General features: G+C 62.7%; 18 protein-coding genes and 5 pseudogenes. 12 read left to right on the plus strand and 11 right to left on the minus strand.

Features of this window, described 5'->3' with window-relative positions; translation table 11 throughout:
- Nucleotides 1-865, plus strand: a pseudogene (locus tag ABIE00_RS24735) (IS256 family transposase); the annotation flags it as partial.
- 18 nt (nucleotides 866-883) lie between these two features.
- On the opposite strand, the gene ABIE00_RS24740 reads toward ABIE00_RS24735, so the two are convergent.
- From ABIE00_RS24740 to ABIE00_RS24755, 4 genes are all read right to left on the minus strand, one after another.
- Nucleotides 884-1,192: a hypothetical protein gene (locus ABIE00_RS24740; protein WP_354263564.1), complete on the minus strand. Its 309-nt coding sequence runs from the start codon at nucleotides 1,190-1,192 to the stop codon at nucleotides 884-886.
- 91 nt (nucleotides 1,193-1,283) lie between these two features.
- The gene (locus tag ABIE00_RS24745) at nucleotides 1,284-1,925 is read right to left on the minus strand and encodes an RraA family protein (RefSeq protein ID WP_354263565.1); all 642 of its coding nucleotides are present in this window, start codon (nucleotides 1,923-1,925) and stop codon (nucleotides 1,284-1,286) included.
- Nucleotides 1,926-1,955: 30 nt separating this feature from the next.
- Complete coding sequence (locus tag ABIE00_RS24750) at nucleotides 1,956-2,945, minus strand: hydroxyacid dehydrogenase (protein ID WP_354263566.1); 990 nt, start codon at nucleotides 2,943-2,945, stop codon at nucleotides 1,956-1,958.
- Nucleotides 2,946-2,954: 9 nt separating this feature from the next.
- Entirely contained in the window at nucleotides 2,955-4,271 is a 1,317-nt protein-coding gene (locus ABIE00_RS24755) for an MFS transporter (protein ID WP_354263567.1), read from the minus strand.
- A 158-nt stretch (nucleotides 4,272-4,429) separates the two neighbouring features.
- Here ABIE00_RS24755 and ABIE00_RS24760 point away from each other — a divergent pair, with 158 nt between their 5' ends.
- Nucleotides 4,430-6,025, plus strand: a complete 1,596-nt coding sequence (locus ABIE00_RS24760; RefSeq protein ID WP_354263569.1) for an IclR family transcriptional regulator — start codon at nucleotides 4,430-4,432, stop codon at nucleotides 6,023-6,025.
- Nucleotides 6,026-6,627: 602 nt separating this feature from the next.
- On the opposite strand, the gene ABIE00_RS24765 is transcribed toward ABIE00_RS24760, so the two are convergent.
- From ABIE00_RS24765 to ABIE00_RS24780, 4 genes are all read right to left on the minus strand, one after another.
- Nucleotides 6,628-7,902 (minus strand): MFS transporter, encoded by a 1,275-nt coding sequence (locus ABIE00_RS24765; protein WP_354263570.1) that lies wholly within the window; start codon nucleotides 7,900-7,902, stop codon nucleotides 6,628-6,630.
- A gap of 82 nt (nucleotides 7,903-7,984) precedes the next feature.
- Nucleotides 7,985-8,614 carry a TetR/AcrR family transcriptional regulator gene (locus tag ABIE00_RS24770; protein ID WP_354263571.1) on the minus strand — a complete coding sequence of 210 codons (630 nt, stop codon included), beginning with the start codon at nucleotides 8,612-8,614 and terminating at the stop codon, nucleotides 7,985-7,987.
- Between the two features lie 3 nt (nucleotides 8,615-8,617).
- A complete protein-coding gene (locus tag ABIE00_RS24775; RefSeq protein WP_354263573.1) occupies nucleotides 8,618-11,122 on the minus strand; it encodes a glycoside hydrolase family 3 C-terminal domain-containing protein in 2,505 nt (834 codons plus the stop codon).
- Nucleotides 11,119-12,318 carry an MFS transporter gene (locus ABIE00_RS24780; RefSeq protein WP_354263575.1) on the minus strand — a complete coding sequence of 400 codons (1,200 nt, stop codon included), beginning with the start codon at nucleotides 12,316-12,318 and terminating at the stop codon, nucleotides 11,119-11,121. Before ABIE00_RS24780 ends, ABIE00_RS24775 begins: the two co-directional genes overlap by 4 nt.
- Before the next feature lie 508 nt (nucleotides 12,319-12,826).
- Here ABIE00_RS24780 and ABIE00_RS24785 point away from each other — a divergent pair.
- Nucleotides 12,827-13,333 (plus strand): annotated as a pseudogene (locus ABIE00_RS24785) (Mu transposase domain-containing protein); the annotation flags it as partial.
- Nucleotides 13,329-14,112 (plus strand): annotated as a pseudogene (gene istB / locus ABIE00_RS24790) (IS21-like element helper ATPase IstB); the annotation flags it as partial. The pseudogenes ABIE00_RS24785 and istB, both read left to right, overlap by 5 nt.
- Nucleotides 14,113-14,127: 15 nt before the next feature.
- Here the strand turns inward: istB and ABIE00_RS24795 are convergent.
- Entirely contained in the window at nucleotides 14,128-14,529 is a 402-nt protein-coding gene (locus ABIE00_RS24795; RefSeq protein WP_354263756.1) for a nuclear transport factor 2 family protein, read from the minus strand.
- An 82-nt stretch (nucleotides 14,530-14,611) separates the two neighbouring features.
- On the opposite strand from ABIE00_RS24795, the gene ABIE00_RS24800 reads away from it, so the two are divergent.
- Nucleotides 14,612-14,998, plus strand: coding sequence for a winged helix-turn-helix transcriptional regulator (locus ABIE00_RS24800; RefSeq protein ID WP_354263576.1), 387 nt, complete (start codon nucleotides 14,612-14,614; stop codon nucleotides 14,996-14,998).
- A 382-nt stretch (nucleotides 14,999-15,380) separates the two neighbouring features.
- Here ABIE00_RS24800 and ABIE00_RS24805 read toward each other — a convergent pair whose 3' ends face one another.
- The gene (locus tag ABIE00_RS24805; RefSeq protein WP_354263577.1) at nucleotides 15,381-16,877 is read right to left on the minus strand and encodes an amino acid permease; all 1,497 of its coding nucleotides are present in this window, start codon (nucleotides 16,875-16,877) and stop codon (nucleotides 15,381-15,383) included.
- 479 nt (nucleotides 16,878-17,356) lie between these two features.
- Between ABIE00_RS24805 and ABIE00_RS24810 the strand changes: the two genes are divergently transcribed.
- The 7 genes and pseudogenes from ABIE00_RS24810 to ABIE00_RS24840 all read left to right on the plus strand — a co-directional run bounded on the left by ABIE00_RS24810 (nucleotide 17,357) and on the right by ABIE00_RS24840 (nucleotide 23,271).
- The gene (locus ABIE00_RS24810; RefSeq protein WP_354263578.1) at nucleotides 17,357-17,773 is read left to right on the plus strand and encodes a RidA family protein; all 417 of its coding nucleotides are present in this window, start codon (nucleotides 17,357-17,359) and stop codon (nucleotides 17,771-17,773) included.
- Nucleotides 17,774-17,865: 92 nt separating this feature from the next.
- On the plus strand, nucleotides 17,866-19,008 hold the full coding sequence (locus ABIE00_RS24815; RefSeq protein WP_354263580.1) for a MalY/PatB family protein: 1,143 nt from the start codon (nucleotides 17,866-17,868) through the stop codon (nucleotides 19,006-19,008).
- 440 nt (nucleotides 19,009-19,448) lie between these two features.
- Nucleotides 19,449-20,195, plus strand: coding sequence for a helix-turn-helix transcriptional regulator (locus ABIE00_RS24820; RefSeq protein ID WP_354263582.1), 747 nt, complete (start codon nucleotides 19,449-19,451; stop codon nucleotides 20,193-20,195).
- A gap of 214 nt (nucleotides 20,196-20,409) precedes the next feature.
- A complete protein-coding gene (locus tag ABIE00_RS24825; protein ID WP_354263583.1) occupies nucleotides 20,410-20,973 on the plus strand; it encodes an OsmC family protein in 564 nt (187 codons plus the stop codon).
- A gap of 48 nt (nucleotides 20,974-21,021) precedes the next feature.
- Nucleotides 21,022-21,390 (plus strand): thioredoxin, encoded by a 369-nt coding sequence (trxA, locus tag ABIE00_RS24830; RefSeq protein ID WP_354263584.1) that lies wholly within the window; start codon nucleotides 21,022-21,024, stop codon nucleotides 21,388-21,390.
- A gap of 627 nt (nucleotides 21,391-22,017) precedes the next feature.
- Nucleotides 22,018-22,305, plus strand: a pseudogene (locus ABIE00_RS24835) (transposase); the annotation flags it as partial.
- A 606-nt stretch (nucleotides 22,306-22,911) separates the two neighbouring features.
- Complete coding sequence (locus tag ABIE00_RS24840; protein WP_354263586.1) at nucleotides 22,912-23,271, plus strand: hypothetical protein; 360 nt, start codon at nucleotides 22,912-22,914, stop codon at nucleotides 23,269-23,271.
- Nucleotides 23,272-23,592: 321 nt separating this feature from the next.
- On the opposite strand, the pseudogene ABIE00_RS24845 reads toward ABIE00_RS24840, so the two are convergent.
- Nucleotides 23,593-24,099: pseudogene (locus ABIE00_RS24845) on the minus strand (recombinase family protein).
- Nucleotides 24,100-24,285 lie beyond the last annotated feature (186 nt).

Genomic DNA, 24,285 nt, shown 5'->3' on the forward strand with positions numbered 1-24,285 from the left:
GCGCACCTGGCCGAGGTTTATGGCGCCGAGGTGTCCAAGCAGACCATTTCCACGATCACTGACCGGGTGCTGGAGGGGATGGGCGAGTGGCAGAACCGCCCGCTTGACCCCGGTGTACCCCGTGATCTTTATCGACTGCGTGAACGTGAAGATCCGCGACGGCCAGGTCGCGAACCGACCGATCTACGTCGCCTTGGCCGTCACGGTGGACGGGACCCGGGACATCCTCGGACTTTGGGCCGGCGAGCACGGCGACGGCGAGGGCGCGAAGTACTGGCTGCGGGTGCTGACCGAGATCAAGAACCGCGGCGTGGCCGACTGCTGCACCGTGGTCTGTGACGGCCTCAAGGGCCTGCCCGATGCAGTCGCGACGGTGTGGCCGCAGACCGTCGTGCAGACATGCATCGTTCACCTGCTGCGCAACAGCTTCCGCTATGCCTCGAAGAAGGACTGGGGCCAGATCGCCAAGGACCTCAAGCCGGTCTACACCGCGCCGAGCGAGGCAGCCGCGCTGGACCGGTTTGCGGAGTTCTCTGGCAAGTGGGAGAAGCGGTACCCGGCCATCGTCGGACTCTGGACCAACGCGTGGGCGGAATTCGTTCCGTTCCTGCAATTCGACAACGAGATCCGCACAGTGATCTGCACTACCAACGCGATCGAGAGCATCAACGCACGGATCCGCCGAGCTGTGAACGCCCGCGGCCATTTTCCCACTGAACAAGCCGCGCTGAAATGCGTCTACCTGGCGGTCATGAGCCTGGACCCCACCGGCAAGGGCCGAAAACGCTGGAGCAACCGTTGGAAGGCCGCCCTGAACGCCTTCGAGATCACTTTCGATGGACGCCTGTCCGCCGGCAGGAATTAGAACAAGAAACAACCCCGGTTACACGGAATAATTGACAGACCCGCAGCTTGTGGGGTTCTTGCCGAAGATCTGCCTGGTTGTCATCCGGTAGTTGAGTTCGCCGGAGAGCGTTTGTGGCGTGACCCAGACCTGGTGGCCTTGGCACGCTTCGAACATTTGGCGGGGGTTGTTGCGGTCGGCCGCAAGCCAGAGTAGGGAGGAGTCGGGCATGACGTCTTCGACGAACCCGGTTCTGATCACCTGGCCGTTTTGGCGGATTTCAACCAAAGCGTTGATCAGCAGGTTCCAGTCACCGTGTTTACGCGGTGTTGCTTGGTTCAGAGTCATGGGCTTTCCGGTTCTGGTCTACAAGAGCGGCAGCGGCCCATACACCGGGCCGCTGCCACTCTTTTCCGCGGGGAGGGAGCCGTGGTGGCCTCTAGGAGGCGACGGCTTCTTTGATCCGGTCGCGGATCTGGCGTTCGAGGTTTTCCTGGGCGGGGAGGGCCGCAAGAGTTTCGTTGAGTTCTGATTGTGGGATGACGACTATGCCGTCCTGGTCGCCGATGACGACATCCCCTGGGTTGCAGACGACGTTGCCGCAGGCGACCGGTTTGCCGACGTACCCGGGTCCGTTTTTGGAGGGCCCGGCGGGAACTACGGCGCGGGCGAAGACGGCAAGGCCCATCTCGTTCATCTCTTCGATGTCACGAACGGCTCCGTCGACGATCACGCCGGTGACGCCCTTATGGAGGCAGATTTCGGCGAGGATGCCGCCGAAGACGGACCGGTTGGTGACGCCGTTCCCGGAGATGACCAGGACGTCCCCGGGTTTGGCTTCGTCGAGTCCGCGGTGGATGGCGAGGTTGTCGCCTTCCCAGATCTGGATGGGGAGGGCGGTCCCGGCCAGCCGGGCACCGGGGGTGAGGCAGCGGATGTCGGCGGACATCATGTCCAGGCGTTTGCGTACGTCACCGATCAGCGCCGGGGGGTAAGCCGCGAGGGACTGTACGAGCCCCTGTTCGGGGCGGGGCCATTCGGGGTAGACGGTGATGTTTTCGGCGGAGGCGTTGATGTACACGTGTTGTTCCTTGGAGTGTGGTAGGCCGGATCAGGCAGGGACTTTGCCAAGATCGTTAGCGTTGACAGGGAAGGCGGGGGTCGCCCCTGCCAGGACGGCCTGTACTTCTGACCATGAGCGGGTGCCGGCTTCCTTGAATGCTTCCTGGGTTTGGCCGGCGATGTGGGGGGTGACGAGCAGGTTGGGCACTTCGTGCAGGGGCACCTTGTTTTTGGAGAGCGGGTCCTTCATATCGATGCTTTCGGCTTCGAGGACGTCAAGGGCCGCGCCGGCGAGGGTGCCGTTGGTAAGGGCCATGACCAGTGCGTCTTCATCGATCAGGCCGCCGCGGGAGGTGTTGATGACGATTGCGCTGGGTTTCATCAGGGCCAGTTCGCGGGTGGAGATCATGTGGCGGGTGCTGGGCAGCAGTGGGGCGTGCAAGGTGATGATGTCCGCCCCGTCATACAGGGTGTCCAGTTCAACCAGGTCAGCGCCCGCGGCCGCGACGTCGGCTGCCGTGGCGATGGGGTCGGAGGCGAGGACCCGCATCCCGAAGCCCCTGGCAATGGTGGCGACACGCTTGCCGATGGCTCCGAAGCCCACGATCCCGAGGGTGCGGCCGGAGAGTTCGAAACCGACCAGGTCTCCGCGGCCCTCGGCCCAGGTGCCGGCCAGGACACGGTTAGCGGCCGGGACAATTCGGCGCGTCAGGGAGAGCAGAAGAGAGAAGACGTGCTCGGCGACGGCGTTGCTGTTCGAGCCCGGGGTGCTGGTGACCCAGACACCATGCTCTGATGCTGCCGGGATGTCGACGTTGTCGGTGCCGACCCCGTGCCGGGCAATGATCTTCAGGCGGGGCGAGGCTTCGATCATTTCGCGGGTGAAGGTTTCCGCCCGCAGGATGACTCCGTCAATGTTCTCGCTGATGTCGAGGTAGTTGACCTTGTCGGGGCCGTAGCCGACGTGCACGATGGCGTTCTTGCGGATGTCTGCCAGGGCGTCCTCGTGGATGACGTCGGAGATGTAGATTTCGGTCACGGTGCGGGCCTAACGGTAGAGATGGGAGGAGGGATCGGAGTTGGCCCGCACGGTGAGGCCGACAACCAGCAGTCCGAGGGCGCCTGCGCCGACGAGGATGAAGGCGGGCACGAAGGTGTTGCCGGTCAGGTCAATAAGCCAGGTGGCGAGGTAGGGCCCGGCGCCGCCGCCGATGACGGCACCGACGCTGTGGCCGAACGCGACGCCGGTGTGGCGGACGCGGGTGGGGTAGAACTCGAGCATGGCGCCGTAGGTTCCGGCCTGGCAGAGGGCGTAGGGGATGATGCCCAGGCCCAGGCCCAGGAGCGCCAGCACGAAGGAGTGTTGGTTCATCATGGCGAAGGACGGGATGGTGACGGCGACGTAGGCGACGTAGGACCAGAGCAGGACCTTCTTGCTGCCGATGCGGCTGCCGAGCTGGCCTGCCATGGGAATCAGGAGGGCCGCGAAGAGGACTGCCAAGAGGACGATGGTGGAGGCCTCGCCCTTGGTGAAGCCGAGGACTTCGCTGAAGTAGACGGCGACGAACACGGTGCCGATGTAGGTGCCGAGGTTTTGCACGAGGGAGATGGAGGTGACCTTGGCCAGTGCCTTGGGGTACTTGGTGAGGACTTCCTTGAACGGAGCCTTGGAGGTTCCTTCCGTGGTTTTGTTGATGGCCTGGAATTCCGGGCTGTCTTCGACCTTTAGGCGCATGACCAGGCACAGGATGCCCAGAGGGAGGGCGAGGAGGAATGGGATGCGCCAGCCCCATGCTGCCAGGTCAGCTGCCGGCATCATGGCTGCGGCGAGGGCTGCCAGGCCGGCGGCCAGGCCTTTGCCGAGCTGGGCGATGCTGGGAATGAGTGAGACGAAGAGGGAGCGGCGGTTCGGGGCGGCCCATTCATGGATGTAGGCGGCGGCACCGCCGATTTCCCCGCCGGTGGAGAAGCCCTGCAGCATGCGCAGCAGCACCAGCAGGATCGGGGCGAGCACACCGATCTGTGCGTAGCCCGGCAGCAGGCCGGTCAAGGTCGCGGCGACACCCATGCAGGTGATGCTCGCGATCAGGCTGGTCCGGCGGCCTTTACGGTCACCCAGGCGGCCGAAGAAGACGGCGCCGAGCGGGCGGACGACAAATGCGGATCCGAACACCAGCAGGGTGTTCAGCAGACCGATGACTGGGTCATCGCCGGGAAAGAAGACGATTGCCAGCGTGGCGGCCACGTAGCCGTAGACGCTGAAGTCGTAGTACTCGATGAAGGTACCGAAAGCGGCAACGCCTGTCGCCTTCTTTGCCTTGGTGCGCCGGGCGGCGTCAGGGACTGCCAGTGTGGGGATGGTCATCCGAAGACCTCTCTGTCTTTTGGTTTAGAAAAGTGGGACAGTGTCTCACTTGGGGGATTGATTCAAGAATGCCTGTGTCCCAGGCCACTGTCAAGTGGCGGGTGGATGCAGGGTTCACTCAAGGAGGAGGGCAGCCGGTGCCGTGGGATACTGCAAATATGGAGCAACTGGACCAGTCGGCACAGCGGGACGGCTCTAAAGAAGTAGTCGCCGTCCTTGAGGCCGTCATCAACCGCGCCGGATACGGATGGGGCGTTCGGGAGCTGGCCGAGGAACTTGGCGCGAGCCGAAGCACCGTCAACCGTATCCTCAGCCGTCTTGTTGAGGAACGCCTGGTGTCCAGGGACGTCAGTGGCGCCTATATCATCGGACCGCGGCTGAAGGTCCTGTCCGCAGCGCTGCAGGAAGGCCATCCTCTCTTTGCCGAGGGGACGAAAATTCTTGAGCGCTTGAGCCGGGCGTCCGGGGCAACAGCTCTGATGGCCGTCGAAAGCGGCAACCCGGAGCAGTGCTTCGTCCTGGCCTCCGTGGAACCTGATGCGCCCGTCCGGTACACGCTTCCGGCAGGTACAAACCTGCCAACCCATGCAGGTGCCCTTGGGTTAGCTATCCTTACCCGCCGCGGAACGGCAGGACTGCCCGAGGAACTGAAGAAGTACACCGAAGCCTCGATGGATAGCAGGACACGTATAGAGAATGCGCTGCAGAGCTACGCCACTGTGGGCGCAGTCGTCAGCATCGGCCAGCACATTCCCGACGCCGCCGGCCTCGGCGTGCCGTTCACCGTCAACGACCGGCTGTTCGGGTCCCTGTCGCTGTCCCGGCCGCGGAACGAATTCAAGGAATCAGACATCGAAGCCGGCGCCGAGCTGCTCAGCGAAGCTGCCCGGAAACTCGAGTCCCTGCTCACCGAGCGCGCCGGCAGCAGGAACAAGGGGCAGGTCCTGCCTGAAGCCGAATCGTCCGCACTCATTCAGCGGATCGCGGCCATCATCGCGATGTTCTGTTCCGAGCCGATGGCCGAGCTGACGCTGCAGGACCTTTCGAGTTTGTGGCGAACCCGGTCGGTGGCTACCCGCCGGCTTGCTGAATCAGCCCGCGAGGTGGGGCTGATGACCACGCTGGACAACGGAGCCTGGACGGCCGGCCCGACGCTGCTGCGGTGGTCAGCCTCGCTTGGCTCCGGTCACGACCTTCCGCAACTGGTGGACGAGGATCTGCGCGGACTCAGCGGGCAAACGGGCGAAACCACCACCCTGGCCCTCTACGACGCGGACACCGAAGTTGCCCACATCGGACGAACAATCGCCGGGGCCCGGAATGTCCGCTACGTTCTGGAAGAAGGCGAAGAAATTCCATTGACCGCCGGAGCTGCGGGCAAAGTCATCCTCGCCCACCTGCCCGGACACGTAAGCGCCAGGATAGGCAAAGAAGCGGGAGTTTCAGAACAAGAGCTTGAGCTTATCCGCTCCCAGGGCTGGGCTGCCACCGACAGCGAACGAGTCCCTGACGCCCACGGCATCGCCGCACCATTCTTCGTCAACGGCATCATTCGAGGGTCGGTCACCGTCACGGTCCCCAACCACCGTGCAGCCGGAACCCCACCAACAGAGCTAACCAGCGCCGTAGTCTCCACGGCCCACCGGCTCTCACGCCTGCTCACCGTCAAAAGCGCAAGGCTGCCCGCCGCCCATAAAGGCAAGCCCGGAGAGCTGGAATCTGAACGCGACGCCGCCTTCGCTGCCTCGCAATAAGCCACGCCTAATCCACGGTGGAGCGGAGAATCAGTTCCGACGGCTTCTGCGGTCCGCCAAGGAGTTTGTCAGGTTGGAGTGTGCTTCAACCAGACGAACTCCTCGCCCGTGAGAGGAGTGTCAGATGGGGTCGTAACAGCTCTCCAGGCGCGCCATCCAGGAACGGAAAACGAAACAGGTGCTCCCACCATCTCCAGACCTGAGGCCCGGTAACAAAGCGCCCGCCTAGGGTGTCAAGGCGCACGCACTCCGGTCCCGCCTCCGGCGTCCAGCACTGGTATGTGCCCGTGGTATTCGACGTCTGGCCCGTTGGAACATAAGGCTGCGATTGCTTGTGGTGAGGACGACGTGCCGCCCACCGGGGGCAAGCCGGCTAAGAGCCTCATCCGCCGCCGTGTTCTTCCGCGATAAGGCGGGCTCGCCGAAGGAGGGCCGCCAGGCCTTCAGGATCTGCGGCGGCTACCGTGGCAGAGAAACCGGCAAGCACGTTTTTTCCAAGTGGTGGGGCGCCACGGCAATGCGTGAACGGAACTCCATTTCCTGCTGGGCTGCTGTGAATATCCCGGCGGCTGCTTCAGCCTGTGCCGCACAGCCGACGGTGGTCATGTCAGCTGGCTGGAAGTCCGGCGGCCCGTGAGCAATTGCCAAAGGGTCCACAGGGTGAGGGTGGCGACCAGTGCCATGGCTCCGGTGCCTAGGCCGGAATAGCCAACGGTGGTGAGGACGGGTCCTGCCAGGGCTCCGCAGGTTGCTCCGGTGAGGTTCATGAGGAGGTCTGAAACACCTTGTAGGGGACCTCGTTCGGCTGCTGACACCGAATCGCCCACCAGGGCCGAACCGGAAACGATGGATGCCGACCAGCCCAGACCCAGGAGGATCAGGCTTGGAGTCACCATGGTGTGCGGGGCGAGCCAGGCGAGCACTAGGGAAGCCAGCAACATTGCCTGCCCCGTCAGCAGCACGGGAATCCGGCCAAGGCGGTCTGAGAGCCATCCGAACAGCGGCGAAAGGCCGAACATCCCCGCAATATGGAGGCTGATGGTCATGCCGACGACGGCGAGGCTTGCCCCGTTGTCGTGCAGATGCACCGGGGTCATCGACATGAGTGCCACCATGGTGCCGTGGCTGAGCGCCACCACCGTAACGGCGTAACGGGCGGCGGGAATACGGCGAAGGATCGAGAAGCCGGAATCAGGTTTGGTGGTGATGCCGCTGTCGTCTCTGGCTGGGTAGCCCTCCACTGGAGGCTTGACCCGGAGGCCCGCATAAAAGACCAGGGCGGCAAGTAACTGGGCTGCCACTGTGAACGCGAACGCGCCCGTCAGCGTCGGCAAGTGGAGCAGTGCGCCGAAGGCCTCTCCGGGTTCGAAGAGGTTGGGGCCCGAAACTGCCCCAATGGTGGTTGACCATACGACGATGGAGAGGTCGCGGCCACGGGTCTTTGGCGTTGACAGATCCGTGGCAGCGAAGCGGGCCTGGAAGCTCACAGCGGTTCCCGCACCAAGCAGGATGAGTCCAATCAGTAAGGCCGGGAAGGAAGACAGTGCCGCCGAAGCGATGGCGATGGCTGCACCGAATCCGGAGGTCAGTGATCCGGCCGCGAGCGAGACTCTCCTTCCCCGTTTTACGGCCGCGCGGGCCAGGGGGATGGCAAAGGCGGCGGCCCCGAGTGTGTTCATCGTGGCGGCCATTCCGGACCAGGCCGTCGAACCGGAAACCTGGACGGCAAGAAGGGAACCGAGCGAGAGCGAGGCTCCCATTCCTAGTCCGCCGAGGATTTGTCCTGCGATAAGAACGCCGATGGTGCGCCGCTGGCCTCCGTGCCGGTCCGGGGCGTCCGTTTCAACCGCTACTTGCTGTGTGGCAGGAGTTTCCATGTTTTCTGACTTTCTCCGTGAACCGGGCACGGCAACAGAGGGGAAGGTCCGCGGATCAACGGAACTTCCCCGGTGCCGGGCCTTAGCCCCAGGTGGTCTTGATGCTTTCGATGAACGTTCTGAACTGCGCCACCATGGAGAAACTTCCGGGAGCGCAGAGCCATTGCTGCTGCATGCCGTCAAGGACCGCGATGGTGTTGTTGACGATTGCTTCCACGGGTGCGTCTTGTGCGACGTCCCCGTGGGTCTTTCCGTCTTCCAACGCTTCGCCAAGCCACTGGCGCAGGCTCGAATAGTGGTCCAGAAGCCATTGATGCGCGGGATGTCCCGGTTCGGTGGCTTCGGCGGAGAGCCTCACGAAAAGTCCCACCCAGTCGGGCCGGGTGGAGTTTCGCGCAACCAGGGACACCAGGGCATCGAAGGCTGCCCAGCGCAGTGGAGCCTGCTCTCCGTCGAAAAGGAAGTCTGCGTCTTCCTTGGAGCGGTGTTCGAGCACTGCCGAAAGCAAGGCCGTTTTGGACGGAAAATGATGGAGCAGGCCGGATTGCGAGAGTCCGGTCTTCGCCGCGACATCGGCGATGGACGTTCCACCGTAACCGCCCACTGCGAAGAGCTCAATCGCGGCCTGGATTGCCTTTAGCCTTGCTGTTTCGCCATTGCGGCGGCGCCGGGGGTGCTCCCGCTCTATCCGGTATCCGGCTGGGTACGACATGGTTTACTCCTTGCTTGTTCCGGCCGCCATGGCCTCGCGCCCTGTGGGAGGCAGTTCCAGTCTGACATCGCCAAGTCCACGTGCGACGACGATCGGGCCTCCGGCGATGTCGTCCCAGCGACGCGCGGTACTGTTCCACAGCCGTTGCGCGCGGGGGTCGCAGCTGACGTCGATGCTTGCCTGCCCGCCGGGTTCCAGGTGAAGCTGCGCCCAGCCGATGAGCCGTGGAGGAACGGAGGGGTCCTCGGGGAAGCGGTAGACCTGCACTGTTTCTGTACCTGCGCGGTTCCCGACGTTGCGGATTGTCACGCGTACGGATGTCACGGTTTCCTGTTCCATGGACGTGATCTTGGCGGCCTCGTAGTCCCATTCTGTGTAGCCGAGGCCATGTCCGAACCAGAACAGGGGCTGCTCGGCGGAGCTGCTCCATCCGCGGTATCCCACTCCTGTTCCCTCCGAGTACGGGAGCTTGCCGCCGCGTGGTGTCACTGACCATGCCGGGCCTTGGCCGTCCCGGGCAGGGAATGTGGTTACCAGGCGTCCTGCAGGTTCGACGTCGCCGGTCAGTGCCGCGGCTATGGCGTCGCCCGCTTCCTGTCCGGGCAGGCCGGCAAACAGCACGGCGTCCACGTCCGCGATCCAAGGCATGAGAACTGGTGTGGCGGCATTCAGGACCACGACGGTCCGCTTCGCCACGGCTGCCACCGCCGCCACGAGGGCATCCTGGTCCCCGGGCAGGGCGAGGGTGCTCTTGTCCTGGCCTTCCGTTTCCTGTTCCTGCGTGTAACCGACGACGACGACGGCCACGTCGGCGTCAGCGGCGGCCGCCACAGCGTCCCGGATGGCGGCGGCGCTGTTTTTCAGCGCAGGTTCTGCGACCAAACCGATGAGGCGGTTCTCGTCCTCCGCGTCAGTGGTCGCCGTGATCCGCGCGCCCGGATCGACGTCCCGTGGTGCGGCGTGGCTCTTGGGGCGGAAGAATCCGCCGCCGGGGCCGTCGTGGAAGGGGGTCCGTACCGATTCGCGGTAGCCGGGTGCAGTTATGTGCCAATTGCCGGCCCCCCGGGTGCCGATCATCATCCTGGCAGGCTTATCCAGTACCAGCTCGGCTGAGAGTTCGATGGACGACGCTCCCGAGGCCCAGCTTTCCCCACTGACTTCAAGCTCCGGGACTTCAAGATGGCGGGTGCCGAGCAGATTCCCTTGTTCGTCGAAGATGCGTGCGCGTGCACCGCGGGTCCCGGTTTCCGGGTCGCGGAGGAGTTCCGGGTTCGCTGCGAGCCATTGCGTGCGGGTCTGGACCCCATCGACGACAGTTACGCGGTCCTCGCCGAGGACCCGCGCTATTCCCGTGGCGGCGCTGACTACGTGGGGCGGGCGCACGATGGCTGAGCCGCCGCCTTGCGCCACGGTATCGATGGCGTGACGGCCGATGACCACGACGCCTTCCATGGAGTCCTTGCGGAGTGGAAGAGTGTTGTCGCGGTTGACCAGGACGGCCATGCTGCGGGCGGCGAGCCGGCGCAGCTGTTCGCGGCGTTCCGGGCTGTCGGGCCGGGGCAGATGCTTTGTCCACTTTCGGCCGCCGGCGAAGGCCCCCACCCGGGAGGCGAGCCTGAGAAGTCTGCGGAGGTGGTCATCAATGGTGTCCTCGGAGACGTCACCTTTCTGGACGGCCGCAGCCAGGGACCGGCTCCAGGGAGTGTCCGGTCCGGGCATGACGAGGTCCAGTCCGCCGTTGGCGCTTTCCACGGCTGTTTTGGTGGCAAGCCAATCGGAGATCACCAGCCCGTCAAAGCCCCATTCCTCTTTGAGGATCTGGTTCAGGAGTTCGTCGTGCTCGGTGGCCGTGGTTCCGTTGATCTTGTTGTAGGAGGCCATGATCGTCCAGGGCCGGGCGTCTTCGACCATGATCTGGAAGGGAAGTAGATACAACTCCCGGAGGGCATCTTCTGGAACCACCGAGTCCACGGTGGTGCGCTCGGTTTCGGCTTCGTTGGCCAGGAAGTGTTTCGGCGTCGCCGCGATTCCCCGTTCCTGCAGGGATTGTACGTAGGCCGCCCCGAGATGGCCGGTAAGGACAGGGTCCTCGCTGAAGCATTCAAACAGGCGTCCGCCCAGAGGGGTCCGGTGAAGGTTTACCGTGGGACCCAGGACCACATGGGTTTCTTGGTCCTCTGCTTCGTCTGCAAGGATTTGCCCGACCTCGCGCATCAGGTCCAGGTCCCAGCTTTGGGCAATGAGCGTTGCGTTGGGCAGCAGGCAAGCGACCCGCCCTCCGACCACCAGCGGCCCCCGTACCCCTGAGGGCCCATCGGACATGACGATCTCCCGCAGGCCGATCGCGGGTTCATCGGACAAGCTGAACATCCTTGCCCCGGAGAGGAGCCTTACCTTCGAAGGAAGGTCCAAGGTGGCAAGTGCCTGTTCGATGGCGCCGACAGTGTCCTGGTTCATTGCTGCGGTCTCCTGCCTGTCTGTGCTCGTGAAGGTGTGGTGTTCGCTCATCGGACCTTCTTTACCGGGAGAATGGTCAGCGCACCGAGCAGGGCGATCACGGCTGCTACGGCCAGCAAAAGGTCGTAGCTCCCTCCACCCACTGTGAGCAGTGCTGCTGATACTGCCGGCGCAAGGGTCTGGGGACCGGCCATGGCGATGTTGAAGACGCCGAGGTCCTTCGCTGTGTCATCCGGGTTGGGGAGGACATCGATGACGAGGGCAAGGTCAACGGCGATGTAGGTGCCGAAGCCGATGCCGATGACCAGTTCCGCCCAATAGAACCCGGTTGTGGAGCCTGCCAGGCTGAGCATCCATGTGCCTAGGCCGAAGATTATGGCTGAGATCCAGATGAAGACCTTTCGGCGCCCGAGCCTGTCCGAGATCCATCCGGCGATTTGGCCCGCCGTAACGAGCGCGAGGGTATAAATCAGGACACCGGTCGCCAAAGCGCCTGCTGCGTCTTGTTTGGAGAGGCCCAGGTCCTGCTGCAGGTAGAGGAGGCGGAACGTGACGAACATGAACAGTGCCAGGACGACAAGGAAGCGTGAGATCCAGGCGAAGGCGAAGTCCGGGTGTTTGACCGGGTTGACCCAGAAGGTCTTCAAGGCGGTGCGGAAGCCATCCTCGGATGCAGGTCGGCGTTTCATGGGCTGGTCCGGCAGCACGAATGCAAAGACGAGGACCAGGATCAGCCCCAGGATCCCGGGAACCAGGAAGAGAAGGAGCATGTTCTGTCCGAGAAGACTTGCCGAGTACGCCGCCCCCAGGCCCGCGGCCTGGGAGGCGATGCCAATCATGCCGCTGACTTTGCCGCGCTGCCACTGAGGTATTTGGTCTGCCAGGGAGGCCGTATGGGCAGCGACAGCCGCGTTGCCAAGGGCCTGTGCGAAGAACCAGCCGATGGCCAGAACCACGACATTCGGTGCCAGGGCGATCACGGTCAGGCTTGCCAGGAGTCCGACGGCTCCAGCGACCAGCCATGGGCGACGGCGGCCAAAACGCCCAATGGTCCGGTCGCTCAGCCGGCCAAAGACGGGATCGAAGAGGAGGGCAGCGAAGGCGCCCATGGAGATGACGAAACCGAGGGTCGGGGCAACGTCCGCCGGGGACACCAAGGACTGCACCTTGAGCGTCATCCCGGCCACGATGGGCACGGAAAGAGCCGTCAGAAGTCCAAGCCGGGCCAGCACCATCGTGGCAATCACGTTTGCTTTGGCTTTTTCTTTGGGAGCAAAGGCCGTGGGCGACGGCAACGTCGCTCCTGCAGCCGGATCAGACACAACCATGGGTCTCATCGCTTTCTGTGGATTGCAGTGGGGAACATCTGGCATCAATGCCCGAAGTGATGAGTACCACGGTAACACTAACAGACCGAGTAGTCGGTCTGTTTACCAAATCGTTACTTTACTTCTTGGTTCGTTTCTTCGTTGCCTGCCGGTGTCGAATCCAGTCCGCGGCCACCTGTTCGGCGCGGCCCGTTCTTTCCGGCGCCGCCCCGGACAGCTCCCGAGATCCGATCACAGCGAGATCGTGCTGGCCCTCGGATTTGGCCTGGGCGTCATAGCGCTCACGCAGGCCGCCGTCTGCCTCGTGACCAGGACAACGCCGGGATCGCCTCCGCACTGCTTAACTCGGCCCAGCAGATTGGCGTCGCTCTCGTCTCGCCTTGCTGGCCGTCGTCGCCGCAACTTCTCCGCCACGCCCAAGTACGACGGCGCCGCCACAAGCAGCGCGATACCGTATCCCGCTGTCAGGGCGGCCACGGTCGCCGCCGGTATGGTGCCGGCCGGCAGCGTGTGGAGAACGAGCGCTGGGTGCTGTTCAAATCTCACTTTGGCTTCGATGCTTTCTACTGCGAGCCAGGCATCGCCAGCGCCCATGAAAAGGGCGGAAATGAAGGCTAAGTTGGCACGTTCCGGTAGAATTTCCTCACCCCGGTCCCGGCAGCGAAGACCTTGGTCGAGCTCAACGACAAGATCCAGGTCTGGGATGAGGAGGAAGATGCCCGCAGGATCTCCCAGAGGCTCCGCACGATCGGGCAGGACTTCGCCGTCGAACAGCCACTGCTCTCGGCCTTACCGGCAGAATCCTTTGATCCGGGCCTGGTCCTGACTCCCCGGGTGGATCGCTCCTCGCTGGTCACAGTCCGTTCGATGAAGTACTCCGTCCCGGCAAGGGTTCATCAACCGCGAAGTACGGGTCTCGCTGCGATCTCATGAGCCCAACCTCGCCACTTGTCGTGTCCCAATCCCTGCGCCGGGGCAGGGGCCTGACTGAACAACCCGCCGTTGCCGCGGACGACCAGAACTGCCGCCGGCTCCGCCTGCCAACTATCAGGGCCGTGCTGGACGAAGCGCTCTCCGTCCCTGGCAAAGAACAACTGAGCTATCAAGGGTTCCTCGCGGAACTGCTTCTGGCAGAGTGCGATGACCGGGACAGGCGTTCCTCGATCAGAAGAGTCAAATCTGGCTTCCCACGAGATAAATGTCTCGGGGACTGCGACACGAACCCGAACATCAACGAAGCAACCATCCACACCTTGGCCAAAGGCGCCTGGATTCGCAAGGCCAGCTCCTGCGCCTCATCGGCGACTCAGGAACCGGCAAGTCGCACCTGCTCATAGGCCTTGGCACCGCGGCAGCGGAACAAGGCTTCAGGGTCAAATACACCCTCGCGACCAGGCTCGTGAATGAACTGGTCGAGGCCGAGAACGACAAAGCCCTGGCCAAGACCATCGCCCGCTACGGACGAGCGGATCTGCTCTGCATCGACGAGCTCGGGTAATGGAACTGAACAAACGCGGAGCCGAGCTCCTCTTCCATGTCCTCACCGAACGCGAAGAAAAAGCCTCCGTCGCGATCGCCACCAACGAATCCTTCTCGGGCTGGAACAAAACCTTCACCGACCCGCGCCTCTGTGCTGCGATCGTGGACCGCCTCACTTACAACGGCACCATCATCGAAACTGGCACCGACTCCTACCGCCTCGCCCACACTCGCCCAACAAACCGCCAGCTAGGGCTGACCCCAGAAGGCGTCCTCCGCCTGTCCGTCCGCCGAGAAGAGCCTGACCTCCACGATCTTTCCATCACGGATCGTGAGGAGATCGACGCCGGACATGTCCATCGATGCATCCGCGCGCTTGCCGGAGAACTGCACCGGCACAGCGGCGAATTCGCCATTCGTCATCGCAGGCCCGGTGACGGCGAGCTCGAAGGTTCCCTGGCTTGTCTCCATCATCCCGCCGAGCAGCGCCCCCACACCGTTGATTCCCCTGTGTTCGCCGGAGAAGCGGTTCGAGCCTGGCTGGTGCCAGACGACGTCGGGGCTGAGCAATGCCATTGCCGAGGGGACATCGCCCTGGCCGAGGGCGTCGAAGTATGATCCGGCTATGGCATCGGGTGTCTGGTCAGTCATTGTGCTCTCCTTGATTTGAGTTACGAAGCTCATGGTTACATTCGGTAACCTGTTACATCAACGTAACTAAGGAGCCGGAACCATGAACGCACCCGACTGGGACGTCATGGTGGCCACCTGCCCGTCGCGGACTTCCCTGGCGAAAATCGCCAACAAGTGGACTGCCATGATTATCATCGCCCTGAGTGGCGGTCCGTTGAGGTTCGGCGAATTGCGTCACGCCGTGGACGGCATCAGCGGCAAGGTCCTGGCCGATACCCTGCGGGATCTGGAGCGCGATGGGATCCTAGAGCGGACGGCCTATGACGAAATGCCCCCACGCGTTGAATATGAACTGACCTCTCTGGGCCAAACGCTGCGAGAACCGTTGACGGCGCTGGGCCGCTGGGCCGAACAACACATCGAAGACGTGCTGTCAGCCCGGGATTCCTATGACCGCCAAACCGCCCCAAGGCCCTTGGGCTACTAGTACTACAGTCGCAGATATTCTCGTTGCTGCCGTTTCCTGTAGTGACTCGCTAGCAGGCGTGCCCGGAGTTCGGTTTCACCGTGGTTACCGTGCGAGCAATGGCTGACCGGCCGTCAAATAGACGTTGATGCTTCCGGAATCGGCTTGGCTGCGTCTCATTCACGTGTGCGCTTACATGCGTTGATAGGGACTGATGTCTACCGCCTTCGGGCGTCCGGAAGGGGTGTCGAAACAACCAAAATCGGTCCATGCACGGTGCGTCTGCGTGGAACTCATCGGCTCCCTCTCGCAACTGTGGTGTGAGGAGTGAAAAGCAGAGCGATCGGGACGGGACGGACGACCACTGCCGGGTCATGGTCGTCCGCCCTGTTGTCCTGTCCTGTTACGGCTGCCGGGCTGTGGAGTGGGTGACAATGGGTGCAGCTCCGGTGTGGACCTCGCGTGCAGCGGCGATCTGGCGGATCCGCCCGCGGCATGCGTACCAGCCGGCGATCATGAGAGCGACGGCGATTGCGGTTACGACCATGGTCAACGGGGAGTCGATAAGGATCATGACAAGGACCACGGCGAGGAAGGCAATGGTGAGATAGCCGGTAAATGGGGCTCCGGGCATGCGGAACGAGGGACGCTGGGTCCAACCTTTCCTGCTCCACCGCTGAAACTGGATTTGGCACAGGACGATCGCGGCCCACGCGACGATGATGCCAACAGCCGCGATGTTGAGGACGATCTCGAACGCGTCGCCGGGGACGATGTAGTTCAGCGGGATGCCGAGGAAGGAGACTGCTGCGGTGATGGCAATGCCGCCGTAGGGGACGCCCGCCTTGTTCATTCGGAGCGCGAATTTCGGCGCTGAGCCGGCGGCTGCCATCGAGCGAAGGATTCGTCCGGTTGAGTAGAGCCCGGCGTTGAGTGAAGACAGGGCGGCTGTGAGCACGACGAGGTTCATGATGGAGTCGATGCCATTGATGCCGATTGAGCTGAAGAACGTCACGAACGGGCTCACGCCCTTTTCGTAGGCGGTGTAGGGCAGCAGCAGTGAGAGCAAGACGACGGATCCCACGTAGAAGACCGCGATGCGGGCGATTACGGCGTTGATCGCCTTAGGCATGACCTTGGCCGGGTTCTCGGTCTCGCCGGCGGCGGTGCCGACGAGCTCAATTGAGCCGTAGGCGAAGATGATTCCCGACATGAGCAGGATCGTCGGCAGGATGCCGTTCGGGAAGATCCCGCCGTTGTCGGAGATGAGCTGGAAGCCGACCGGGCCACCGGTAGCGGTGCCGAAGACGACGAAATAGATGCCCACGAGGAGGAACACGACCAGTGCGGCGACCTTGATGAGGGCAAACCAGAATTCCATCTCGCCGAAGACCTTGACGGAGACAAGGTTGAGGGCAAGGACGAGCACCAGGGCGGTGAGGGCCCAGCTCCATTGCGGGACAGCGGCGATCCAGGGGACGTACCTGCCGAAGAAGCTCATGTAGAGCGCGGCAGCGGTCGTGTCGGCGACCGTCGTCGCGGCCCAAACCAGCCAGTAGAACCATCCCACGGTGAACGCTGCCTTCTCCCCGAAGAATTCCCGGGCGTAGGAGACGAACGAGCCCGACGACGGCCGGTGCAGTACGAGTTCACCGAGGGCGCGCAGGATCAGGAAGGCGAAGGCTCCGCAGATTGCGTAGGCGATGAAGAGTGCTGGCCCGGCTGCGGCAAGGCGGCCACCTGCGCCGAGGAACAGGCCGGTGCCGATCGCGCCCCCGATGGCGATCATCTGGATTTGTCGGGATTTAAGTCCTTTCTGGTAGCCGGCATCCTCGGCGTGCAGGACTTGGTCAGGTGCGTGTGCGTGCCCGGAGTCTGTGACGGGCGGCTGAATCGACATGGGAAGCCTTCCTGTGGGTGTGAAGCTCGAACTGCGAGGCCTGATGGTCTACGGCGTAACCGCCGAAGTGGGGTCGGGCCGGCGGATGTCCGCCCTTTGCGGGGCTTCAAAGCATTGGAGGTGATTGCCGTTCTGGGCGGGCCCGCGGTTGGGCGGTAATGAGCGGAACGACGGATATGGCAAGACCTGAACCCCGACTGTCAGAGATTCAAATCACAGTTGAGAGTATGCGGCATATCACATCCAAAGATCAACATCTTGTTGGATAGATTTTGATGACTCTTGGCGCGATGCCAAGGGAACTAGCGAAATGACGGGCTGTAGCGGATAACGCTCGGTCTACCGCATGTAAACGAAATGTGTAATAATTGTAGAAAGTCCCGCTTCACCCAAACTGTATGTTGAATACTCTTGGAAGTGGATCGACGTGGCGTGCTTGCTGCGCCGCGTCTGTCTCTCGAACGTCTGGAAGGTTTCTCATGGCTGAGTCCGTTACGTCCACACCGCTCTATGAACGCGCGGTCCGTGTGGGGGATCTGCTCTTTGTCTCCGGCCAACTCCCTATCGGAGATGGTGGGTTGCTCTATCCCGGGCGCGTGGGCCAGGAAGTTACCGTCGAGCAGGCGCGTGAGGCTGCAGTGCTCGCTGCCAGCCGATGCCTGGACGTCATCCGTGACGAACTCGGGTCCTTGGACGCGGTCAAGCGTATCGTCCGGATCGGAGGGTATGTCTCAGCAGGGGAAGGATTCGTCGATGCGCCCGCCGTGGTCGATGGTGCGTCCCGGCTCGCCCTCGATGTCCTTGGAGAAAAAGGGCACCATGCGCGGTTGGCAATGGGAGTAGCCTCGCTGCCGCTGGGTGCATGCGTCGAGATTGAAATGACTGTCCAGTGCTAAGGACGGCCGAGCAGACTCAAGCCCCCAGCTTCACGACAATCGGGAACCCGCTTGAAGAGCTCTCCCTCGAACAGCTCCGCCAGCGCACGAGCATGAAATGGCGCACTCATCCCTCCGACGTGCTGCCTCTGTGGGTTGCTGAGATGGACGTCCGGCTCGCGCCGCCCGTATCGGAAGCGCTACACCACGCCATCGATGCCGGAGACACCGGATACCCTGCTGGGACGGAGTTCGCCGAGGCGATAGGTGCGTTCGCTTCCCGGCGCTGGGGCTGGGATGGGCTGGCAGTGGAGCGCACGGCCATCGTGCCCGACGTGATGATGGGCGTCGTCGAAATCCTGCGGCTGATCACAGATCCAGGAGACGCCGTTGTCGTCAATTCCCCGGTCTATGCGCCCTTTTACGCTTTCATCACCCATGATTCGCGCAGGATCATTGAAGCGCCGCTGGGACAAGATCTCCGGATCAACCTCGGCAGTCTTGAGGAAGCTTTCAAGTACACGCGGTCGCAGGGACGGAATGCCGCGTACCTGATCAGCAATCCACATAACCCCACGGGGGTGGTTCACAGCCCTGAAGAGCTCGCAGCTGTCGCGGCCCTCGCCCGCAACTACGGGGTCCGGGTCGTCTCGGACGAGATCCACGCCCCGCTCGTCCTTCCGGGAGCAAAATTCACGCCATATCTCAGCGTGCCCGGCGCAGAGAACGCGTTTGCGCTCACGTCCGCGTCAAAGGCCTGGAACCTCGCCGGCCTCAAGGCAGCACTCGCAATCGCCGGACCCGAGGCGGCCGATGATCTGGACCGCATGCCCGAAGAGGTCAGCCACGGACCGAGCCACCTGGGACTCATCGCCCACACCGCCGCGTTCCGTGATGGTGAAGAATGGCTGGATGCACTCCTCCGAGGCCTCGATGCGAACAGGACTCTCCTCGGAAAGCTGCTCGCCGAACATCTTCCCGACGTCGGGTACACCGCTCCCGAGGGGACATACCTGGCGTGGCTGGACTGCAGCCATCTCGCCCTCGATTCGTCACCCGGCCCCGAAGGCCTCCCCACCGTTGCCGAGCTTGCCGGGCCGGCCAAGATGTTCCTCGACAAGGCGAGGGTCGCCCTGAGCTCCGGCCACGTCTTCGGCACGGGCGGGGCGGGACATGTTCGCCTCAACTTTGCCACTTCCCAGGCCAATCTCACCGAGGCCATCACCCGGATGGGCCGAGCCGCCCACGCCGATTGAACCAGACTTCATCGGACCGCGCCTGAAGGTCCAGCAATACAACCCCGCCGACCACGGAGAACACGATGGCCTTGCGTATCCACCACATCTGGCATCCTGTCATCGGCCAAAGAGTCCAGATGCGCCGCGGAGGCATCATCGTGCGCGAAGGTATCGTCGACGCAGTCACCCTGGACGACTCGGTTCTCTGGATCGCCGGCGGCGGGTGCAGCCACGGGCCATGTTCCAGCGGACCGAGGGCTTCGAAGTTTGGCTCAACTACCAGTGGGAGTCCGCGTATGGGAGAACCAGAATGAGCCTTGCACTGCAACAGCATGTTGAAGAAGAAAGGACTTCCCTTGGGGGCGATGACGGACAATAGCGGATACGCTTCAACAAAAGGCACAATTTACGGCCGTTCCGGGAACCCGGATCGCCTCCTCATCGGAAGGACAGCAGCAATGACCCAGATTGGTTCGGTCGGACCAGCAGCTCCATCTCCGGACGCGCTGCACGGCATGGACGCCGAGTCCATCAACCTGGTCCTCGAGCTCCTGGTGGCACCCCTTCAGGCCGCGGTGCCTCAGCCCACCGAGGTCGTCCTGCACGACCTGCAGAGAATCCCTAACACAGTCCGTGCTATCGCCGGAGACGTCACCCGCCGTCAGATCGGTGACCCGCCTACCGACAAATTGCTCGAACGCGTGGCAGCCGGTGACTTCTCCCATGAGATCGGCTACCGCTCGCAACTGCCTGACGGGAGAATCCTGCAGAGCACGACGATCATTTACATCGACAGGGAAGGCCGGGCCGCCGCAGCCCTGTGTCTGAACGCTGACGTGTCAGCCTGGGTCACGCTCCGCTCGGCCTTGGACCGCTTCGTTCTCGGCCACGACGGGAGCTCCATGCTCGCGCCCCCTACCGCGCACAGGGCGACGTCGGTCGGCCCCCAGGGGAGCGAGTACTTCCCGCACAGCGTGGAGGAACTCAGCTCCAAGCTCGTCGAGGCCGCGATCGTCGCCATTGGGATCCCCGTTGAGCAAATGCGCAAGGAACACAAAGTGCAGGTCGTGGCGGAGCTCGAACGTCGCGGATTCTTCCTTGTAAAGCAGGCTGCCGAGACAGCGGCCGCCGCGCTCGGGGTCACCCGATTCACCATTTACAACTACCTCAACGAGCTCGGCGGAGAGGTCGAAGAGACAGCCTAAACCCCGACAGAATCCAGCGTTACCCGGGTTCCTGGAGCTCTAGCCTTCATCATTGCGGATCACCAGCAATGAACAATTCCCTACCCCGTCATGCCCGAACCAAACCACGCACCTGAGCATCACACAGCCCCAACAAGTCATGCCGGCAATCATCGGGGCGTGGATCAATCGTTCCCTCAGCCAGACAATCGTCAAAATAAATCAAGGAGAAAAAATGAACACGACCACCACCACGAAGCCGTTCGCCGACCTCGCTGCCATCGAAGCGACAGTGGCAGCCGTCACCGAGCAGCGCGAACTTGGCAAGGTCAGCTTCAGTATGCTCAGCGAGTCTGCCGGTGGGCTGACCGCCGAGACCGTCACCGGACCCCTGACCCAGGCAGGCATCGCCGACGAATCACGCCGCGGCAAATTCACACTGCATAGCGACGAACCGGTCTCCCTGCTGGGAACCGACACAGCCGTCAGCCCGGCTGAATACATTCTCAAAGCCCTGGCAGGCTGCTACATCGTCACCCTGGCGTCCCTGGCTGCAGCCAGGAACATCCCGTTGAAGCACGTCGCGTTGACCCTGGGCTTCGACATCGATCTGAGCGGTTTCCTCGGAATTGACGGCAGCGTCCGCAAGGGTGCCCAGCAGATCACTGTGGACGTCCAAATCGACAGCCCCGGCACGTCCCGCGAGGACCTTGAAGACCTGATCGGCGCGCTCGAAGCGACCTCGCCGATCCGCGACACTCTGGCGAACCCGGTCCCAGTCGTCACCCGCCTCGGCTAAGACCGGCCGTACCCGACCCGGGCCTAAATTTTCAACGGAAGGAACATCATGGCGACAACCAACATCACCGGAGAACAGTTCACCGCGACAATCGAGGGCAACGACATTGTCCTCGTTGATTTTTGGGCCGCTTGGTGCGGACCCTGCCGCCAATTCGGCCCGATCTTTGAGAAGGTCTCGGAAAAGCATGACGACGTGGCTTTTGTGAAGGTCGACACAGAAACCGAACGGGAACTCTCCGCAGCCTTGAAGATCTCTTCAATCCCAACCGTCATGGGCTTCCGCGAGAACGTCCTTGTGTTCTCCCATTCAGGCGTTCTCAGCGAACCCCAGCTGGGCAACATCGTTGAGGCCATCACCGCGCTGGACATGACAGAAGTTCACGCCAAACTCGCGGCTTCACCGACCCAGCACTGATCACCCGTGTTGCCGGCCGAGCCGCCAACATCGGCCGGCAACGGATCAGCTTCGGCGAACGCCTGGGGGAGGGCGTTGGCCTTTCCTAGCCTGCAGAACAGATTTCAAGAGAGCGTCCAGATGCCGCCAGGAAAGTACAGCCTCGAGGGGGTCCGTCATGGAAAACCCTGCGTGCTGGGCTGCCTACGCCGCCACCGAGCGCGGCGGCAGTCAAAGAACATTCGACTGGTTGCGTGCGAGAGGCGAGCTGGCTGTGCCTAAACACCAGACATGGTGTGCCTGTGACGTCCGTGTCCAAGGGAGCAACGTCCGCAAACACCGCAAGCGAAGCATGTTGACGTAGGTGCTTCATCAACTGCGGGGTAGTGCCCTTTCACACCTCCGGCCAGCCTCTGACCTGGTGTTTTGTGCTGTCGCTGGGGGTGAAGTCGAGGACGGACCGGCGAACAGGGTGGAAAAAGGCCAATGAGGCATGTCACAGTACGTGCTTCGGCAAATTAGCGGGGTAGTGCCCATTAGCGTGGTGTAACGGCCCGGCCCCGGGCGTGTTGTTCCCGAACGTGAGGCGGCCATCGCGTGATTCTTGGAAAGACCGACCAAAGTCTTCTCTCAAGGAGTTTCCACGCGATGACCGCACCTCATGTTATCGACCCTGCCCGTTTCCTGTCCGAGCAACTCGAGCAGGCCTCTCCGGATCTCATGCGATCCATGCTGACCACGTTCATCCACGCGCTCATGAGCGCCGAAGCGGACGCGGTCTGCGGCGCCGAACACTGTGCCCGTTCCGAGGCCCGCACCAACTCCCGGAACGGTTACCGGCACCGGGACCTGGACACCCGCACCGGCATCCTGGACGTCGCCATCCCCAAGCTCCGGCAGGGCTCCTATTTCCCGGACTGGCTGCTGGAGCGCCGCACACCCGTGCTCCACATCGCCCAACTTTGAAGGGGCTTGGTCCATCAGTCGTTTAGAAGACACGAATAGTTTGAGTTCGTGTATGCATGCCAGCGGTAGAGGTGGATAACCCATCAGGCTTTCACCCTCGTCTTCGAGTGTCGCGGGTGAGGATGGCTTCGCCAACCCGAGATGCCGGAATACTTGGCCACCACCACTTTGCCTTCCCTTACTTTGAAGCTGAGCGTACTCAGCATGAATCATGTGCTGACAAAGCAAACCTTCGGTTCGGCGGGACGAGTCACCGCACCGGGTTGAGCACCATTGCCGTCGCGCATGGGTGCGGACGTGTGTATCGCGCGTTTTTGTGCGTAGGCGCGTGCAGCGCGGACTCTGAAAATCGTTCGCACGAGTCCGCTTCATAGGACGCGAGCAGCGATGCATGGCCGTCATCGCCGATGATGCTGCCTCACTGCTTAACGGCGACCAAGTGCTCGACGACCGGTGTCACGGGATGGTCAGCGCAACGGGTGAAACCCGCCGCCAGATCGAACCGTAACAGCAGCGCGCCGTCTTCCCCGCTTCCACGTTTATGCTTGCGCCGAGATCCAAATGGATGCCTACTAGTTGGACAAGGCCAAGCGGAGGCATTTCTGCTTTGACGACAGGCAGTCTCCATGGCGCGTCTTTGGGAGGAACAAGATGTTCGCGAGAGTAAGCACCTACCGTCCTGCACCTGACCGCACTGGTGCGCCATCCGAAGATACCGTCAGACAGGTGCTGGATATGCAAGGATGCCGCGGGATCTACTACTTGTTCAAGAAAGACAACAAGTCGCTGTCCATAACGCTCTGGGATGACGAGAAGGCCCTCGAAGGCAGTCGGGAGGTAGCCGACCGAATCCGTTCTGAGACCAGTGCCGAGCAACATATGGAGATCCTTGAGGTGGAGGAGTTCGAAGTGCTTACGAGGGAAATCAAGGCCTGAGGGGCCAGCAGGCGGCGGCTCCGCTCTGGTGCAGGCGTATCGGCATGTGTCTCCCGGTGCGTAAGCTCATGCTGATACAGGAGTCATGATGCTGGTCGTCCATTTGCGGTGAGGGCAGGTGAGAGGTTCTTGCTTTGTCTCGCTCGCGGACGGGGTCGGGTGCGCTGAGGATACCGAGCACTGGAATCCCTACTGCTACCCAACGCCGATAGTGGTTCCGTCAAGCTGACGGTTCCAGTTCGGGTGGCTCCGAGGCAGGGGAGGGGTTCAGGTCAGCGGGGCCTGGAGGAGGTACTGGCACACCGTCTCCCGGCTGATCCCCTAATCGCGGGCGAGGACTGACTGCGGGACTTTGCTGCCCGCTCGCTGGGCGACTTTCGGCGGCCCGTTCCGGAGGGAGGGTCTTCTTCCGTCCTTGGTAAGCGCCGCACTGCTTGAGCAGGGCGATGCGTTCATGCTGCCGTTCGCTAATGAGGGAGCAATCGAATCCGGCGAAGGCCGCCATGACGGAGAGCATGAGGTTGGCCATCGGGAAGTCCTCGCCAGTGAAGACCAGACTTCCTTTGACGAGCTCCGCCCTCACACCTTTGCGCGTGAGGCGCTGGACCAGAGCGCGCAGGTCGTCCAGGTTGCGGCCCAGATGGTCCATGCTGTGCACCACGAGAGTTTCCCCGTCGCGCGCGAAACGCAAAAGCTCGGACAGTGGTGCCTGTCGGCATCCCTGCCAGACGCCTCGTAAACACCCTGTCCAGACCCTGGCCGTCAAGCTGACGCTTACCGTTCTGATCAATGTACTCACCTCGACGTGCCGAATCGCTGACCAGCCACTGGTGCCTCCAAACGTGTCAGATTGAGTTCTAGGTGGTCGAAAGCATCGCGTACCGATACGACCGGCACCCGCATCGGAAGTTGCTGGATCCCGGCCTCTGACGCGCCGCTCAGTCAAGCGTTGGCCGCGCTGTCGACCGGGGCGTTTCGCTCGGCGTTGTGAACATGCCCGGGGTTGTGCGGACG

The sequence above is a fragment of the Arthrobacter sp. OAP107 genome, assembly GCF_040546765.1.
Lineage (GTDB): Bacteria > Actinomycetota > Actinomycetes > Actinomycetales > Micrococcaceae > Arthrobacter.